This is a genomic window from Gammaproteobacteria bacterium, from assembly GCA_011375345.1.
GTDB lineage: Bacteria > Pseudomonadota > Gammaproteobacteria > DRLM01 > DRLM01 > DRLM01.
This window is the reverse complement of the sequence record DRLM01000143.1, coordinates 13,638-29,529: the sequence shown is the minus strand read 5'-3', so window position 1 is coordinate 29,529 and position 15,892 is coordinate 13,638. Positions and strand designations below refer to the sequence as shown.

The window sequence follows — 15,892 nt, the reverse complement described above, 5'->3', positions numbered from 1 at the left end:
TGCCGGCGCTCAGCGTGCCCAGGCTGAGGCTGTTGGCATCCGCCAGACTCACCGCGCCACCGGTGACGTTGACAGTGCTCTGAAAATCATTCGCGGCATTGGTGAGGGTGACGGCATTGGCACCGGCGTTCAGGGTGGTGGTACCTCCCAGGTTCACCGCTTCCGCTTGTTGCAGGGTGCCTGCGGTGGTCACGGTGGCCGCGCCGCCGCCGGTGGTGCTGAGGCCCGTCATCCCCCCCAAGGCCGCTCCCCCAATGGTGAAACCGCTGCCGGGCGCGTCCAGGAACAGCCCGCCTGCCTGCGCCCGGGCCTCCACATTGGCAGCCGCCAGCCGCAGCGGAGTGCCGGACGCGCCGATGGCCCCGCCGCCGCCCGCCCCGCTGATGTCCAGGGCCACGGATGCGGCGCTGATCTGGGCATCTGCCGAGGCCCGCAGCACGTCTCCGCCGGCGCTGGGACCATTGTGGCGCACCAGCACGTGGCCGCTGGTGGTGAGGTTTTCCAGGGTGATATCGCCGCTGGCGTTGTTGCTGAGACCGGCACCATCGCTGAGGGTGACGGTGATGTTTGCGTTGCCGGCGTCAATGGTGGTGCCATCGGCCATGGCGATGACCGCCGCCCCTGGATCGCGTTGGGCATCCACCACGCCGTTGGCCGCGCTGTCGTTGGCGGTCAGGGTGATGGCGCCGTCGTTGGTGCTGAGGTTGGCGTTAATGAGTATGCTGCGCCCGGCCTGCAAAGTGAGGGTGCGGCCGGCGGTGGCGGTGGCGGGCAGGGCTTCATTGACGGTGATGTCATTGTTGGCCTGCAGCACGATGTTGGCATCCAGGGCTGCCAGGTCATCGCCATCAAAACGGCTGGTATCGGGGCCGGGATCAGCACCGTCACCGAAGTTCACCACGGCCACTTCGGTGCCGGCGCCGTTGTTTTCGATAACGATGTTTTTCGGATCCAACAACACCGTGCCCACCTCGCCCTTTGGCGCGCGGGCATCCACGCCCCCCTGCATGATCAGCCGTTCTTTGCCGGATATCTCGACAAAGCCGCCGTTGCCGCCCTGGGCGCCGCCGCGCACGCTGGTCCGGCCGTAGTAGCGGCTGCGCCCGTCCGCCCATACGATCACCTTGCCACCGTCGCCCTTGGCGGTGGCATCAGCGCTCAGGCGGGCCTCGGACGAGACAAAAGTTTCGCGGGCAGCGGGGGTCTGGCCGCTGCCCCGGTACTCGCCCCCCACACGGATACGGCCACCGCCTTTTGCACCGGAGGCGCTGATCGAGGCACCATCTTCCAATGCCACCCGGTCACCGGAGAGGGTCACCTCGCCACCGTGGTCGGATGCCGTGCGACCGTCGGCGTCAATGACGCCGCTGTGATGCAGGTCCCCTCCGCTGCCCAGCAACTGCACCACACCGCCGCGCCGCTTCAGGCGTCCGGCGCGGATAAGGCCTTCGTTGTTCACCACATCTCCCAACACTTGATCCGCGGCGCGGGCAGTGAGCACCACGGCGCCGCCGTCGGCTGCCAAGGTCCCGCTGTTGCTGACGGCCGCCCGGGAAGCGCTGTCTTGGAGTTCAAAACGCAGCAGGCCGTCGCCGTCGAAATCCAGCGTGGCGCGGCGACCGGCACCCAGGTTCACCTGGCCGTACCGGGCCCGGATCAGCCCTTCGTTGTGTACCGTGCGACCCAAGAGGCTCACCGAGCCGCCGTCCGCCGCCGTGATCCGGCCGCGGTTGATGATGCCGCCGAAGCCCTCATCCAGGGCGATGAAGTGGTAGTTTTCCTCGAGAAAATCTTCCAGGGTCAAATCCAAGGTGCTGGCCACCAAGGCCCCCACGTTCACCCGCGCGCTGTCCCCGAACACAATGCCGTTGGGGTTGAGCAAAAACACCCGGCCGTTGGCGTCGATGCGGCCGAAGATCTGCGAAGGCTGCTCATCGAGAATACGGTTCAGGACCGCCGCCTGGGATGAGGGTTGTTCAAAGCGCACCTGCTCGTCGGCATCCACGTTGAAGGAGGCCCAGTCGATGGCGGCCTGGCCGGAATGCTGGTGAATCTCGGTGCGGCCATCGGCGTGCTGGTGAATCTCGGCCCTGCCACCTACCACCGTGCCGCCCTCCGGCCCTGCCTGCGCGGGCAGGGACACGCTCAAGGCCAAGGCAAGACCCAGGGCCTGGGCACGGATCACATTCATTGGGCATACCCCAGCTCGAAATAGTATTGCGTCGCGCGGCCGTTACCGGCTTCTTCGTCGGTGAAGGGCCTTGCAATCTGCAGCCGCGACGACCAGGGCGGCAGATTGAAGCGCAGGCCCACCCCGGCGCCGCCGATGGCCACATAGGGCAAATCACTGGCGGTGGGATCGTTCAACCAGCCGCCGCCGAAATCGGCAAACACCGAGACGCTCATAATTTCCCCCCAACTGCGGCCCCGAAAGGCCGGGCGGCTGGCGAAACCCGGCGCCTTGGCAATCCATTCCACCGAGGCGAAATAGGCTTTGTCCCGTAAAAACTCCGACACCGAATAGGCCCGCACGCTGTTGGGTCCACCAATGGAAAACTGCTCCAAAGAGGTGAGCAAATCATCGGAATACTGGGCCTGAAGGTCAAGCAACAGGGACTGGCCCAGCGCCAGCCGCTGCAAACGCTGGATGCGCACGGCCCATTTATCGAAGCGGCCGCCGGCGTTGACCCCCGAACCGCCGCGGCGGCTGGCATCGGCCGCATCGGTGCTGTCCATGGCGCCCAAGAGGCCGCCGAAGCCGTGCTGCCATTGCAGGCGGGCGGTGTTGAAGCCACCGAAACGGCGGTCGAGGAAGTCGAAGCCGTATTCCACATTGGCCACAGTCAGATCATCGGTTTTGTTCACCGGATCGTCGATGCGCGCGCTCTTGCGGGTCAGTTCCAGCAGGCCATAGCTGTTCCGGGCCCGGCTGCGTTGGAAAACCCGCCGCAGGGACAGGCCCCCTTCCTCGGTGGTGCCGCTGATGCCCAGCTCGCGCAAGTCGCCGCCCAGATCGAAACGGTACCGGGCGTAGTTGACCCCCCCCCGCCAGACCGGTGTGCCCAGCGGCCGCTCATACCGCAGAACGCCGAACAGGCCGTTGCTGGGCTTGAAGTTTTTGGTCAGGTTGGCGCTGAACTTGTCCGCCGCGCCGGTGGGATTGTTGATGGACAGATCCGCCCGCAGACGGTATTCACCAGTGAAGGGGGAGCCGTAATTGTCGCCGCGCAGCGAGTAGTTCCAGGCCTGCTCATCCTGCACCTTGAGCACCAGCTTGGTGGTGCCCACGTAATCCCCGGGCCGGAATACGCCGAACACGGCCAGGCCCGGATAATCCGCTACCTGGAGAATGCCGGACTCGATTTCGCTTTTGTGTACCGGCCGGTCCACCAGATGGCTGAACGGGGCTTCCAGCACGGAGTTGCGGTAGCGCTGGTTGCCCTCGGCCACCACCCGCCCCAGCCGTCCCTCCAGCACCTGCACCACCACCACGCCATCCTGCACCGTCTGGGCCGGAATGAAGGCGCGCGCCAGGATCAGGCCAGCCTCGCGGTAACGCTGCGTCACTTCGTTGGCAATCTGCTGGAGCTGGCCGACGGTCAAGCCACGCCGGCGACGGTTTTCCCGCAGCCGGGCCAGCACGCTTTCCAAAGCCTCCAGATCGTCGCTGCCGGCACTGTCCCCCGGCCGCTCCAGCAACTGGCCCAGAAAGCCCATTCCCAGCTCAACGTCTTCGCGGCTGAAGCCCCGGGCATCCAGCTTGTCCAGACCCTGCGCTTTGATGCGCAGCGCCTCCAGCAGCGCTTCGAGCTCCGCCACGTGCAGGCCGTATTCTGGATGGTCCGCCGCCCCCTTGAGCACGAACCGCGCGACCCGGACGCGCTCCCCCTCGTCCACACTGAGCGGGCGTTCGATCACCGGCGGGATCAGAAGCTCCGCCGGGGCGGCGGGCCCCGTCCGCCCGTCGCCGCCGGCCGGGAGAAGCGTGCCGGCGCGGGCGGCCTCGGGCAATAGCGGAGCATCGGCCGCCACAGCGCCCCCCGGCACCACGCTGGCAAGCAGCAGGACAATCATCAAGCGAGAGCCGGCGGCACGCAGGCCCGGCGCGCGGGAAAGAGGGATTCCCAGAACGGTTGTGTTGTTGTCCATTGTTCTCAATACACCACGCCGGGGCGCGTGGCCGCCCACGCCCCAGCCCCAGGCTGGAATAACCCGCTGAAGGGCTGGAGTTTACGCAAAGGACAGGCCGGCGGCAACGCCGCTCATGAGGCCAAAGTTTTTGTTATAAAATGCGAGGCGCCCGCTGCTGAACCGTGATCTCGGCGGACCTTTTTTCGCAGTGATGAGACGACGGCACCGAATATTCATACAGGTAGTGATCCTATGCCACTGACGCTCACCCTCATCGACCCGCCCTCCCTGCCCCCGGCCCAAACCATGCAGCACACCTTTGTCAGCGGTGGCACCATCGGTCGCGCACCCAACAACGACTGGGTCTTGCATGATGAGCAGCGCATCGTATCGGGCCAGCATGCCGTTGTGCGGGAGGAACACGGCCGTTATACCATCACCGACACCAGCACCAATGGCGTCTTTTTGAATGACGACAGCCTGCCGCTGGGCAAGGGCAACAGCGCTCCTTTGCACCACGGTGACCGGATCACCCTGGGCGATTTCCGCTGTTCTGTGAGCATAGACAGCGTGGACGGCAGCCTGCTCGCCGGAGTTCTTCCCGAACAATCCCCGGCTTCACCGTTTCCATCTTCTGCCCATGCGCCGGACACCGATCAAGCCCTGGACCCCCTGGCCTTTTTTGGCGGCCCGGAGGATGGCGCGCCCGCTCCGCCGCCGCCCACCGCCAACGCAGTCCACACCGCCCCCGAGCTGCAATCGCCGCTGCAGGATCATTTCGAACCGCCGGGCTTCATTCCCGACGACTGGGACGCCGGTGCAGAAGCCGCGCCCGCCCCGCCCACCACCAGCCCGCCACCCGGGGCCGAACTCATTCCGGAAGACTTCGATCCGGGTACACCCCCGCTGGGGCCGGAACCGGCGCCCCGGCCCGCGCCGACCGCCCCCGCCCCACCGCCCCCTGCCACCACCAACACCGATGACATGGCCCGGGCGTTTTTGAGGGGGGCGGGCATGACCCATCCGCCGGACAACCCTGCGGCATTCATGGAGGAAATGGGACAGGTGTTTCGCGACACATTAACGGGGCTGATGGCCGTGTTGCGGGCACGCAGCCAGATCAAAAGCGAGTTCCGCATGTCTGTGACCCAGATCCAGGCACGGGAGAACAATCCGTTGAAGTTTTCCGTGTCACCCGAGGAAGCCTTGGGACACATGTTGAATGCGGACCGCAGCGGTTACATGACGCCCGCCAAAGCCGTGCGCGACAGTTTCACCGATCTTGAAGCCCATCAACTGGCTGTCATGGCGGGTATGCAGGCAGCGCTGCAGGTCTTGTTCCGCCGTTTCGATCCCGCGGTACTGGAAGAGGAATTCTCCCGCACCGCCCGTGGCGGCGTGCTGGGCGGCAACAAGAAATCGAAATACTGGGAACTCTATCGGGAGTACTTCGCCAAACTGGCCAAAGAAGCGGCGGATGATTTTGCCCATATCTTCGGCGAGGAATTCGCCCGGGCTTACGAGGAGCAGGTGCGCAAAATCGCTGCGGCGCGACACTGAGCGGTCATTCTATCGTCAGCACACCGTCTTTCACCCGCAAACCGTGTTCCCCGGCCAGCACGGCCAACAGTTCCTCTCCCACCAGACGCCGGCGCCAGCCACGCAGGACGTTCACATGCCGTTCTCCCTGGGCCAGCAATTCCAGTTCCTTACGGGGAGCCAGCGCCTGATGGTGGATGGATTCCCGTTCGCCAATGAGTTTGGTAAAGGCACTGAGCACATCCACCAAGGCCTGTGTTTTCGGCGTCAGGGCCGGTGCGGGCGAGTACAGCGAAACCTCGGGCGGCAAGGCGTTCCCCGCCGCCAGCACGATGTTAATCAACGTTTTTCCCAATCGCCGGTGGGCGTCGGGATTGAGGCTGCGAATCTGAGACAGGGCGCCACCGGAGGTGGGCCGGGCACGGGCAATATCCAGCAACACATCGTCTTTGAGTATCCAGTTCCGGGGACGGTTTTGTTCCCGCGCCCGCACCTCCCGCCACTCAGCCAGGGACACCAGGACGGCAAGCTGAGCGGGCCGCAGACGGTGAGCCCCTTTGATGCGCCGCCAGGCCTCCCCGGGCGCCACCGAGTAAAGAGCAGGGTCTTCCAGGGCCCTGAAGTCTTCATTCAACCACTCAAGGCGGCCCATCTGTGCCAGCCGGGGACGAACGCCTTGATAGAGCTCCACCAGGTAATGCACATCGTCGATGGCGTAATTCAATTGGGCCTCGGGGAGCGGCCGCCTGAGCCAATCCGCCCTGGCGTGGCCCTTCGCCAGTTTCACCCCCAACTCGGCTTCCACCAAAGCACCAAAGCCCATTTGATCCGCATAACCCAGCAGGGGGGCGGCAAGCTGGGTGTCGAAGACCGGACCGGGAACCGCCCCCCCCAAATGAAAGAAAATCTCCAAGTCCTGCCGCGCCGCGTGCAGCACCTTGAGTTTGGCGGGGTCAAAGAGCAGTTCCAGCAAGGGGGCCAGGTCGTCCAAGGCGAGGGGATCAATGACCGCGCGGATCTGCGGCGTGGCCACCTGAATCAGGCAAAGCTGCGGATAATAGGTTTTTTCCCGGTGAAATTCCGTATCGATGGCAAACCAGTCGCTGCCGCTCAAGCGTTTGCTGAGATCCTGAAGTGACACCGCACGGTCAACGTACTCAAAGTCAGTGGTATCAGACATGGGCGGCAAGCATAACAACCGCAGCGGCCAAAAAAAAAGCCCCAACGTGTGTCAGGGCTCAGTGGGTGGCCAAGATGACGATTAGGGGGTGTAGGGGAGAGAAGGGAGGATCGTCATCTCGGTTCCCATTATCCACACTGAATTTCCCGGTTCCGTGAACGGGATCACAAAAGGGCATACCCGCCCCGCTTTTAGGGACTATGGATTTCCCGCCGGGGCCCGTGCCAAAAAAAAGCCCCAACGCACGTCGGGGCTCAGTGGGTGGCTAAGGTGACGGTAGGGGGTTGGGGGGGATGAGGTGTACCGTCACCTTGTCAGCGTAGGTATCGGTCTGCAGGGGAATTCCTTAAGCAGGATGGTTGAAAAAAGGCTCTCCTGGCCTTTTTCAAGGCCGGTCGCCGCAGACGCGGTTTACGGCGGCCTCATTTGTTATTAACCCGGCAATCAAACAGGTCGTCCTGACCTGTTTGATTGCCGCCCGCGAAATACGGGCACCATTGTGCGAAATGGCTGGTATTTCGCGGGCTCGCATTGACTTGCGCCAATGGCGGCACCTCCCTGTGCCGCGCTATTAACCCGACAATCCTAATTGCCGGGTTAACAATGACGTGTCGCCCCGTTGCATGCGACGGGGCATCCAGGCCCATGCTCGCCCACCGCGCAACCGGCGGGGTCCAGCCTTGTGCCCTTTATTCCTGCGGCAATCCGAGCTTGTGACGCAGCCAGTCATCGTTCGCCAACACATCGGCCAGGGTGTATTTGTCCAACACGTCCAAAAACGCGCTGCGGGCTTCATAGAGGGCACTCTTCAAGGCGCAGGCGGCGGTGATGGGGCAGGTGTTGTTGACGTTGTCGAAGCATTCGACCAGGTCAAAGCGGCCTTCGGTTTTGCGCACCACATTGCCGACAATGATGTTGGCCGGGTCATCAGCCAGGCTGATGCCACCGCCCCGGCCACGGGTGGTGTGCAAAAAGCCCTGGGTGGCGAGGTTATGGACCACTTTGACCAGGTGGTTGCGCGAAATGGCATAGGCCCGGGCGATGTCGTTGATGGTGGCGGTATGGGCGGGGTGCACGGCCAAATACAGCAGGACACGCAGGGAATAATCACTGTAGACGGTAAGCTGCATGATACCCGCCGCGCTTCAGACCGCCCCTTCCTGCACGACGGTGGGTTCAAGCAAGGTGGCGGCGGTGAGAATGACCAGCGCGCGCACCAGCAGGATGGCTTTTCCCTGCCAGTGGTGATCGGTGCGGGCCGCCGCGTCGCCGGCAAGGATCTTTCTGGCCGTCATGATCTGCAAGACATAAAGGGCATAGAGGGTGAGCACCAGGCCGAAATGCATCCAGATGGAGAACATGAAGATCTCTTCCTGTTCGATGAGCCGCTGATACCAGTCACGGGTGAGGTAGAGATAAACAGGCATCAATACATCGAACAGGATCACGCCAATCATGACGGGCATGTGGAACCAGCGGCGACGAGGCAGGTAAAAGGCCACCACCATCAAGATAAAGGTCACCACCGCCGCCCCGATCGCCAGAATGTCGTAACCGCCTTCGGTCATGGTTCCTCCGCTGCAACTAATCGCCACACTGTGCCGGATTTATGCCCCAGGACATAAAGCCCGCCGCGGCCGTCCTCGCCGAAGCTGCTGATGTTATCCGGCGCCGTAACCAGCAACTTTACGGTGACACCCTCAGGCGTTTCGCGCAAGCCCCAGATTTTCCGGCTCACGTAATCGGCAAAGAGATACACGCCGCACAGGGCGGGCACGCCCGCGCCCCGGTAGACATAGCCGCCGGTTACGGCGAAGCCGGTGGGATGGTGGTAAACATGCAGGGGTGCCTGGAAACCCGCCTTGGGGCAGGTGGCGCGCTTGAAGCAGCGGTCCCCTTCCATCACGTTCCAGCCGTAGTTGCCGCCTTTTTCGATGCGGTCGATCTCCTCCACGTCATTCTGGCCCACATCGGCCAGGTACAAGCGGCCGCTGGCGCGGTCGAAAGAAAAGCGCCAGGGGTTGCGCAAGCCGTAGGCCCAGACTTCCGGCCGGGCCTGTTTGTCCGTAACGAAGGGGTTGTCCGGGGGAATGCCGTAGGGCCGCCCGGGCGCCGCCCGGTTCACGTCAATGCGCAGCAGCGCTCCCAGCAAAGTGCCGGGATCCTGACCGTGACCGAACGGATCATTGGCCCAGCCACCGTCGCCCATGCCAATATAGAGATAGCCATCGGGGCCGAAGGCGATCTGCCCGCCGTTGTGGTTGCCGAAGGGCTGTTTGATTTTGAGGATTTTGGTTTCACCGTCCGGGTCGGGCCGGCCGCCGTCGCCCACGGTGAAACGGGAGACAAAAGTGTACAACCCAAAGGCGCGACCGGTGTAGTTGACATAGAGCTGGCCGTTGACGGCAAAGTCGGGATGGAATGCCAGGCTGAGCAGGCCCTTTTCCCCGCCGCTGCTGACGCGGTCGCGCAGATCAAGCCAGGGCGTGCCATCGAGGACGCCCCGAACAATGCGCCGCACCGTGCCCTGTTGTTCCACGACGTAGAGCGTGTCCGCCGCACCCGGAGCAGTGGTGAGAAACACGGGCTGTTCCAGGCCCGTGGCCACGGGGCGCAGAGCGAGGGGGGGCCAGGTGGCAGGGGGCGCGGCAGGGATGCAAGTTGACGCAGCGTGGAGCGCGCCAGTGCCCAAAAAGAGCAATGCGGCCACCGCCAGCCGGCGACCGCTATACGTGGCGCCGCCCGGAAAAAGCATGGGACAAGGTGCCCCCATCCACGTATTCCAGCTCGCCCCCCATGGGCACGCCGTGGGCGATGCGGCTGACGGCGATGCCCCGGGCCCGTACCCGCCCGGCGATGTAGTGGGCGGTGGCCTCCCCCTCCACGGTGGGGTTGGTGGCCAGAATGACTTCGCTGACGCCGCCCCCGGCGAGGCGCTGCTCCAGCCGATCCAGGCCCAGTTCCTCGGGACCAATACCGTCCAGGGGCGACAAGTGGCCCATGAGGACGAAATAGCGACCGCGGTAGATGGCCGCCTGTTCGATGGCCTGAACGTCGGCGGGCGATTCCACCACGCACAGCAGCGCCCCGTCGCGGGCAGGGTCGCGACAGATATCACACTGCTCCTGTTCGCTGAGATTGCGGCAGCTCATGCAGTGGCCGATGCGCTCCAGCGCCGCACCCAGGGCGGCGGCCAGGCGCCGGGCACCGTCGCGGTCCCGTTCCAGCAGGTGATAGCACATGCGTTGGGCGGATTTGGGTCCCACGCCGGGCAGGCAGCGCAAGGCGTCCATCAATTCCGCCAGAGCGGAACGGGGGGCGGCGCTCATGTCAAAACGGCAGTTTCATGCCCGCCGGCAAGCCCATGCCCGCAGTGGCGGCGGACATTTTTTCCTTGGTGGCCTCTTCCACCTGGCGCACGGCGTCGTTGACGGCGGCGGCCAGCAGATCTTCGATCATTTCCTTGTCTTCTTCCATCAGGCTGGGGTCAACGGCGACCCGCTTGACGTCGTGGCGACCGTTCATCACCACGCTCACCAGGCCGCCGCCAGACTGGCCGGTCACTTCCATCTGGGCGATTTCTTCCTGCACCTTCTGCATGTTTTCCTGCATGCGCTGGGCTTGTTTCATCAGATTGCCGAGTCCACCCTTCATCATGATGCTGCTCCCCCTGCTTGTTACGGGTTTGGCTCTATGGGTTTGATGGAGTCCGGCACCACGCGGGCACCGAACCGCTCCTGGAAAGCTTTGACGTGCTCATCCTGCTCGATGGCGGCCACCGCCTCGGCCTGGCGCTGCCGCGCCTGGCGCTGCTCCCGGGCCGCCGGGGTCTCCGCCGCCGCCTCTCCTACCACGATACTCAACTTTACCGGCCGGCCCAAGTGCTCCGCGAGGGCCTGTTGCAGCCGCTCCTCGGCCTTTTGGCTGCGCAGGGAGGCATGGGCCGGGGCCAGGGTCAAATGAAAACTGTCACCCTCGCGCCGGCTCAGGACACAATTTCCCGCCAGTTGGCGGGGCACCCCCTGCACGCGCAGGGCCGCCAGCAAGGCGGGCCACTCCCCCGCTTCGGTGGCAGCCGGGCGCCGGGGCGGAGCCGGGGCGGTGGCCACCGGTGGTGGCGCAGGGCCCGCCTCGCCCCCTTCTGCAGGCAGCGTTTCAGGGCGAAAGGCCAGCATGCGCAGGAGAATCATTTCAAAGGCGCTGCGGGGCTCGGGCGCCAGACCCAGATCCCGCCGGCCCAGCAAGGCGATCTGGTAGTAAAGCTGCACCTCTTCGGGCGCCATGAGCCGGGCCAGCTCGCGCAAGGGGGCGTCGTCATCGGTCGCCGCGGCGGGCACCACCTGCACGACGGCGATGCGTTGCAGCAGACTCAGCATATCGGCCAGAACCTGTTCGAAATCCGCCGCCAGTTCCGCCATCTCCGCGACCCGGTCCAGCAAGGCGGCGCCCTCCCCCGCCGCCAGAGCCCCCAGCAGGCCCAGCACGTGGGCCCGGTCCAGGGTGCCCAGCATGGCGCCCACTTCCACCGCTTTCACCGCGCCCCCGCCGAAAGCAATGGCCTGATCCAACAGGCTGAGGCCATCGCGCATGCTGCCGTCGGCGGCGGCGGCCAACTGGCGCAGGGCGGCCGGCTCCGCCGCCACCTTCTCCGCCTTCGTCACCATGGCCAGATAGGCCTCGATCTCCGCTGCCGGCAGGCGCTTGAGATTGAATTGCAGACAGCGCGACAAAACCGTCACCGGCAGCCGCTGGGGGTCGGTGGTGGCCAGCAGGAATTTAACGTGGGGCGGCGGCTCTTCCAGGGTTTTCAAAAGAGCATTGAAGCTGTGGCCGGAGAGCATGTGCACCTCGTCAATGAGATACACCTTGAAGCGGCCGTAGCCGGGGGCGTATTGCACGTTTTCCAGCAGCTCGCGGGTGTCTTCCACCTTGGTGCGGGAGGCAGCGTCCACTTCGATGAGATCCACGAAGCGGCCGGCATCGATCTCCCGGCAGGCCTGACACTGGCCGCAGGGACGGGAGGAAATGCCGGTCTCGCAGTTGAGGGCTTTGGCGAAGATGCGGGCCACGGTGGTCTTGCCCACCCCGCGGGTGCCGGTGAACAAATAGGCGTGATGCAGGCGCTGGTGGTCCAGGGCATTGACCAGGGCGCGCAGCACATGGCCCTGCCCCGCCATGTCCTCGAAACGGCGGGGGCGCCATTTTCTCGCCAAGACCTGATAGCTCATGATGCTGTGCCGCGGAAAAGAACGGCTATTTTACTTGGATCCAGGGAAAAACGGGTGGCAGCCCGGACCCGCCCGCGCCCGGCACACGAGTCCGCTGCTACCGTTGCTCCCTTCCGGGCCTGGCGGGGTTCACAGCGTATCGTTGCGGGAAGACCGGCCCGGGCCACCATAAACGGGACCGTTGACGCCATCGTGAGGGAAAGTGAGCCGGCTGCTCACACTGCCGTCAGCGGCGCATGTGGCGGAGAGGGAGGGATTCGAACCCTCGATACGGGGTTACCGTATACACACTTTCCAGGCGTGCTCCTTCAACCACTCGGACACCTCTCCGGGTTGCACCGCACCACGGTGCAAAGGCGTGGAAGATTAAACCAGTTCGGGCGCCGGCGCAATGCCGGATCGGATGCTGAATTCGCATGCAACACAAGTCCGGGGGAGACAAAACGGCCCGCGCTTGGAAAACCAGGCGCAGGCCGCGGTGTATCGAGACGGCAGCTCTGAAGCCGGCCTGTCAAACCCTGTCGCTAAACCATATCCTTGAGCTTTTTCAACGGTGTCAGCTTGACCACGGTACGGGCGGGTTTAGCCTGAAACATGGTCTCCTCCCCGGTAAAGGGATTGATGCCTTTGCGCGCTTTGGTCGCTTTTTTGCGCACCGTTTTGATTTTGAACAGGCCGGGCAATTTAAACTCACCCACTGACCGGGGCTTGATGTGGCGCTCGATCACTACCGCCAACTCATCCAACACCTTGGCCACGTCTTTCTTGGTCAGGCCGGTATTTTCGGCAATGGTCGCCAGCAACTCGGTTTTGGTGAACGCTTCCCGCACCGCCGTCACTTTTCTTCCAGCAGAGCTTGCTGTATTCGCCATAAGGTCTTCCCTTTAGTGTGAATAGCCGTGTTTAACTTAGTAAAAAAAAACCGCCGTTTCCAGCTTGAAACGGCGTTTTGAACCAATAACCTGCGATTGGTGCCCGAGGCCGGACTCGAACCGGCACGGCCAAAAGCCAGCGGATTTTAAGTCCGCTGCGTCTACCTATTCCGCCACCCGGGCCATAGCGGTGCGTTCCCGCGCGCACCAAGCATGCTTGACATGATCAATGTGAGATGGAGGCTGGGCCCGGAATCGAACCGAGGTCCACGGCTTTGCAGGCCGCTGCATAACCACTCTGCCACCCAGCCTTGTTCAGGCGGCTATCGGCTGGGGCGGCTTCTGGGTCACCCTGGAAGAAGCGCCTGAGCACAAACCGGCAAACAGGAAGAAAAAACTGGAGCGGGAAACGAGACTCGAACTCGCGACCCCAACCTTGGCAAGGTTGTGCTCTACCAACTGAGCTATTCCCGCATTCGCGATGGCCGTCTATTGTATTCGGGAAATGTGCGCTGTCAAGCAGATTTACGGCTCTCGTCCGCGCTCAAACTGGGCCATGCCGCACGCAGATAGGCCACCATGGACCACAGGGTGAGGGTCACCGCAAGATAGAGCAATACCATACCCACATCGACAGTCGGCATGCCCGCAACAGGTTCTCCGTACAGCAACAGCACCAGCGATACCATCTGCGCCGCGGTTTTGTATTTTCCAATCATGCTCACGGCCACATGGGCCCGCCCGCCGATTTCGGCCATCCACTCGCGCAGGGCCGACACGACGATTTCCCGGCCGATGATAATGGCGGCGGGTATCGCCAGCCAAACACTGGGATCGTTTTGCACCAGCAACACCAGCGTCACCGCCACCATGAGCTTGTCCGCCACCGGATCAAGGAAGGCGCCGAAGGGCGAGGTCTGGTTCCAGCGCCGGGCGAGAAAACCGTCGAACCAGTCGGTCACGGCGGCGGCGACAAAAATCAAGGCGGAGACGGTATTGGACCATGGCACGGGAAGATAGAACACCACAACGAAGACCGGGATGAGAATAATGCGCAGGAAAGTGAGCAGATTGGGGATATTGTTATTCATAAAGGGATGAGCCGCTACCGTGAAACACATCGTAGATACGCTGCGCCAAGGTACGGCTAATGCCCTGGACACCCGCCAAATCGTCCACCCCGGCGCGCGCAACCCCCTGGAGGCCACCGAACTGGGTCAATAATACCCGTCTGCGTTTGGGCCCCAAACCCGGAATTGCCTCCAGGGGCGAACGGCTGCGCGCCCTGGCGCGCCGCCGACGATGGCCGCTGACGGCAAATCGATGGGCCTCGTCGCGCACCTGCTGGATCAAATGCAGCGCCGGGGAATCGGCCGGAAGTATAGTGGGGCGCGAAACAGTGGACAAGAACAGCCGCTCCGCCCCTGCCTTGCGCGCCGTGCCCTTGGCCACGCCCACGACCAGCACACCATCCACCTGCAATTCCTCCAACACCGCCCGCGCCTGCGAGACCTGGCCCTTGCCGCCGTCGATCAACAATACATCCGGCAAGCGGCCCTCACCCTGCTGCAAACGGGTGTAGCGCCGCGACAAAGCCTGCCGCATGGCCCCGTAGTCGTCGCCGGGGGTCACATCGTCCACGTTGAAACGGCGGTAGTCATTTTTCACCGGCCCGTCCAGATCAAATACCACGCAGGAAGCCACCGGCGCTTCACCCAGGGTGTGGCTGATGTCGAAACATTCCAGACGCTCCGGTTTGCTGTCCAGCTTCAGCGCATCTTGCAAGGCCTCGAAACGTTGCAGCATATTGCTGCGACCTGCCAGCAGTTGTTCCAAGGCATGCCGGGCGTTGGTCTCGGCCATCTGCAGCCACCGGATCCGCCCGCCGCGCGGCCGGTTGCCGATAGCAAGCTTTCTCCCCGCTTGCACGCTCAAAGCCTGTTCCAGCAAAGCGCGGTCGTTCAAGGCGCGGTTCACCCACACTTCGCCCGGCAGATCACGGCCGACGTAGTATTGGGGAATGAAGGCTTCCAGCACATCGGCGCTGTCGGCCTCGCCGGTGTGACGGGGGTAGAAGGTCTTGTTGCCCAGCACCCGCCCGCCGCGGATGTACAGCACTTCCACCACGCTGGCACCGTTGCGCGCCACCGCGGCGATCACGTCCACATCGCCGCCATCGCCGCTGACGTATTGTTTTTCCTGAACCCGGCGCAGGCTGGCGATCTGATCGCGGATACGCGCGGCCTCTTCGTATTCCAGCCGGACCGCCGCCTGTTCCATACGCAGGACCAGTTCGTCGATCAGCCGGCCACTTTTTCCTTCCAGAAACATCACGGCCAGGCGCACGTCTTCCTGGTAACGCGCTTTGCCCACCAGGCCCACACAGGGCGCCGTGCAACGCTTGATTTGATATTGTAGACAGGGCCGCGAGCGGTTGCGGAAAAAGCTGTCTTCGCACTGGCGCACCGGGAAAAGCTTCTGCATGAGCTGCAGGCTTTGCCGCACCGCCCCGGCGCTGGGGTAAGGCCCGAAATAACGCCCCGCCGCCCGCCTCGCGCCGCGGTGGAAACCGAGCCGGGGATAGTCGCTGTCACCGGACAGGTAAATGTAGGGATAGCTCTTGTCGTCTCGCAGGCAGATGTTGTAGCGCGGCTTGTGCGCCTTGATCAGGGTGTTTTCCAACAGCAGCGCTTCGGCCTCGGTGTGGGTCACGGTCACTTCGATGGCATGAACGTGGGGCAGCATCAGCCGGTTTTTGCGGGACTGGCCCGATGTTGACCGGAAATAGCTGCTTACCCGGCTCTTCAGACTGCGTGCCTTGCCCACATAAATGACCTCCCCTTTGGCGTTGAGCATACGGTAGACGCCGGGCAGGCGGGGCAGGGTCCGCAAATACGCTGCCACGTCAAAGCTGGCATCATTCCTGCCGGGGCCGGACATGC

General features: G+C 63.7%; 13 protein-coding genes, 4 tRNA genes and 1 other RNA gene. 1 reads left to right on the top strand and 17 read right to left on the bottom strand.

From position 1 onward, the window contains the following. Together ENJ19_10960 and ENJ19_10955 are read right to left on the bottom strand one after the other, a co-directional pair. A partial coding sequence (locus ENJ19_10960; protein HHM06239.1) for a filamentous hemagglutinin N-terminal domain-containing protein occupies positions 1-2,191 on the bottom strand: 2,191 nt, incomplete at its 3' end. After that, a complete protein-coding gene (locus tag ENJ19_10955) occupies positions 2,188-4,149 on the bottom strand; it encodes a ShlB/FhaC/HecB family hemolysin secretion/activation protein (GenBank protein ID HHM06238.1) in 1,962 nt (653 codons plus the stop codon). The genes ENJ19_10955 and ENJ19_10960, both read right to left, overlap by 4 nt. A 234-nt stretch (positions 4,150-4,383) precedes the next feature. Between ENJ19_10955 and tagH the strand changes: the two genes are divergently transcribed. Then, positions 4,384-5,691: a type VI secretion system-associated FHA domain protein TagH gene (tagH, locus tag ENJ19_10950; protein HHM06237.1), complete on the top strand. Its 1,308-nt coding sequence runs from the start codon at positions 4,384-4,386 to the stop codon at positions 5,689-5,691. A gap of 4 nt (positions 5,692-5,695) precedes the next feature. Here the strand turns inward: tagH and rnd are convergent, their stop codons facing one another. From rnd to uvrC, 15 genes are all read right to left on the bottom strand, one after another. Next, positions 5,696-6,850, bottom strand: a complete 1,155-nt coding sequence (gene rnd, locus ENJ19_10945) for a ribonuclease D (protein HHM06236.1) — start codon at positions 6,848-6,850, stop codon at positions 5,696-5,698. A 689-nt stretch (positions 6,851-7,539) separates the two neighbouring features. Next, positions 7,540-7,980 carry an Rrf2 family transcriptional regulator gene (locus ENJ19_10940; protein HHM06235.1) on the bottom strand — a complete coding sequence of 147 codons (441 nt, stop codon included), beginning with the start codon at positions 7,978-7,980 and terminating at the stop codon, positions 7,540-7,542. A 15-nt stretch (positions 7,981-7,995) separates the two neighbouring features. Continuing rightward, a complete protein-coding gene (locus ENJ19_10935) occupies positions 7,996-8,418 on the bottom strand; it encodes a hypothetical protein (GenBank protein ID HHM06234.1) in 423 nt (140 codons plus the stop codon). Next, positions 8,415-9,605 carry a glucose dehydrogenase gene (locus tag ENJ19_10930; protein ID HHM06233.1) on the bottom strand — a complete coding sequence of 397 codons (1,191 nt, stop codon included), beginning with the start codon at positions 9,603-9,605 and terminating at the stop codon, positions 8,415-8,417. The genes ENJ19_10935 and ENJ19_10930 overlap by 4 nt, the downstream gene beginning before the upstream one ends. Further along, a complete protein-coding gene (gene recR / locus ENJ19_10925) occupies positions 9,577-10,179 on the bottom strand; it encodes a recombination protein RecR (GenBank protein ID HHM06232.1) in 603 nt (200 codons plus the stop codon). The genes ENJ19_10930 and recR overlap by 29 nt, the downstream gene beginning before the upstream one ends. A gap of 1 nt (position 10,180) precedes the next feature. Next, complete coding sequence (locus ENJ19_10920) at positions 10,181-10,507, bottom strand: YbaB/EbfC family nucleoid-associated protein (protein ID HHM06231.1); 327 nt, start codon at positions 10,505-10,507, stop codon at positions 10,181-10,183. Between the two features lie 20 nt (positions 10,508-10,527). Continuing rightward, entirely contained in the window at positions 10,528-12,078 is a 1,551-nt protein-coding gene (locus ENJ19_10915) for a DNA polymerase III subunit gamma/tau (GenBank protein HHM06230.1), read from the bottom strand. A gap of 62 nt (positions 12,079-12,140) precedes the next feature. Next, positions 12,141-12,237, bottom strand: an RNA gene (ffs, locus tag ENJ19_10910) — signal recognition particle sRNA small type. Between the two features lie 80 nt (positions 12,238-12,317). Further along, a tRNA-Ser gene (locus ENJ19_10905) sits at positions 12,318-12,408 on the bottom strand. Positions 12,409-12,602: 194 nt separating this feature from the next. After that, on the bottom strand, positions 12,603-12,950 hold the full coding sequence (locus ENJ19_10900; GenBank protein ID HHM06229.1) for a DNA-binding protein: 348 nt from the start codon (positions 12,948-12,950) through the stop codon (positions 12,603-12,605). A 97-nt stretch (positions 12,951-13,047) separates the two neighbouring features. Next, positions 13,048-13,133 (bottom strand) — tRNA-Leu (locus tag ENJ19_10895). 54 nt (positions 13,134-13,187) lie between these two features. Beyond that, a tRNA-Cys gene (locus ENJ19_10890) sits at positions 13,188-13,261 on the bottom strand. 87 nt (positions 13,262-13,348) lie between these two features. Next, positions 13,349-13,424 (bottom strand) — tRNA-Gly (locus tag ENJ19_10885). A gap of 41 nt (positions 13,425-13,465) precedes the next feature. Continuing rightward, positions 13,466-14,041: a CDP-diacylglycerol--glycerol-3-phosphate 3-phosphatidyltransferase gene (gene pgsA, locus ENJ19_10880; GenBank protein ID HHM06228.1), complete on the bottom strand. Its 576-nt coding sequence runs from the start codon at positions 14,039-14,041 to the stop codon at positions 13,466-13,468. Further along, positions 14,034-15,890: an excinuclease ABC subunit UvrC gene (gene uvrC / locus ENJ19_10875; protein ID HHM06227.1), complete on the bottom strand. Its 1,857-nt coding sequence runs from the start codon at positions 15,888-15,890 to the stop codon at positions 14,034-14,036. Before uvrC ends, pgsA begins: the two co-directional genes overlap by 8 nt. Positions 15,891-15,892: the final 2 nt, after the last annotated feature.

What these genes read in the sequence shown, in the direction of transcription:
- ENJ19_10955 (HHM06238.1), bottom strand. Translation starts at nt 4,149, where the DNA reads ATGGACAACAACACAACCGTTCTGGGAATCCCTCTTTCCCGCGCGCCG.
- tagH (HHM06237.1), top strand. Translation starts at nt 4,384, where the DNA reads ATGCCACTGACGCTCACCCTCATCGACCCGCCCTCCCTGCCCCCGGCC.
- rnd (HHM06236.1), bottom strand. Translation starts at nt 6,850, where the DNA reads ATGTCTGATACCACTGACTTTGAGTACGTTGACCGTGCGGTGTCACTT.
- ENJ19_10940 (HHM06235.1), bottom strand. Translation starts at nt 7,980, where the DNA reads ATGCAGCTTACCGTCTACAGTGATTATTCCCTGCGTGTCCTGCTGTAT.
- ENJ19_10935 (HHM06234.1), bottom strand. Translation starts at nt 8,418, where the DNA reads ATGACCGAAGGCGGTTACGACATTCTGGCGATCGGGGCGGCGGTGGTG.
- ENJ19_10930 (HHM06233.1), bottom strand. Translation starts at nt 9,605, where the DNA reads ATGCTTTTTCCGGGCGGCGCCACGTATAGCGGTCGCCGGCTGGCGGTG.
- recR (HHM06232.1), bottom strand. Translation starts at nt 10,179, where the DNA reads ATGAGCGCCGCCCCCCGTTCCGCTCTGGCGGAATTGATGGACGCCTTG.
- ENJ19_10920 (HHM06231.1), bottom strand. Translation starts at nt 10,507, where the DNA reads ATGATGAAGGGTGGACTCGGCAATCTGATGAAACAAGCCCAGCGCATG.
- ENJ19_10915 (HHM06230.1), bottom strand. Translation starts at nt 12,078, where the DNA reads ATGAGCTATCAGGTCTTGGCGAGAAAATGGCGCCCCCGCCGTTTCGAG.
- ENJ19_10900 (HHM06229.1), bottom strand. Translation starts at nt 12,950, where the DNA reads ATGGCGAATACAGCAAGCTCTGCTGGAAGAAAAGTGACGGCGGTGCGG.
- pgsA (HHM06228.1), bottom strand. Translation starts at nt 14,041, where the DNA reads ATGAATAACAATATCCCCAATCTGCTCACTTTCCTGCGCATTATTCTC.
- uvrC (HHM06227.1), bottom strand. Translation starts at nt 15,890, where the DNA reads ATGTCCGGCCCCGGCAGGAATGATGCCAGCTTTGACGTGGCAGCGTAT.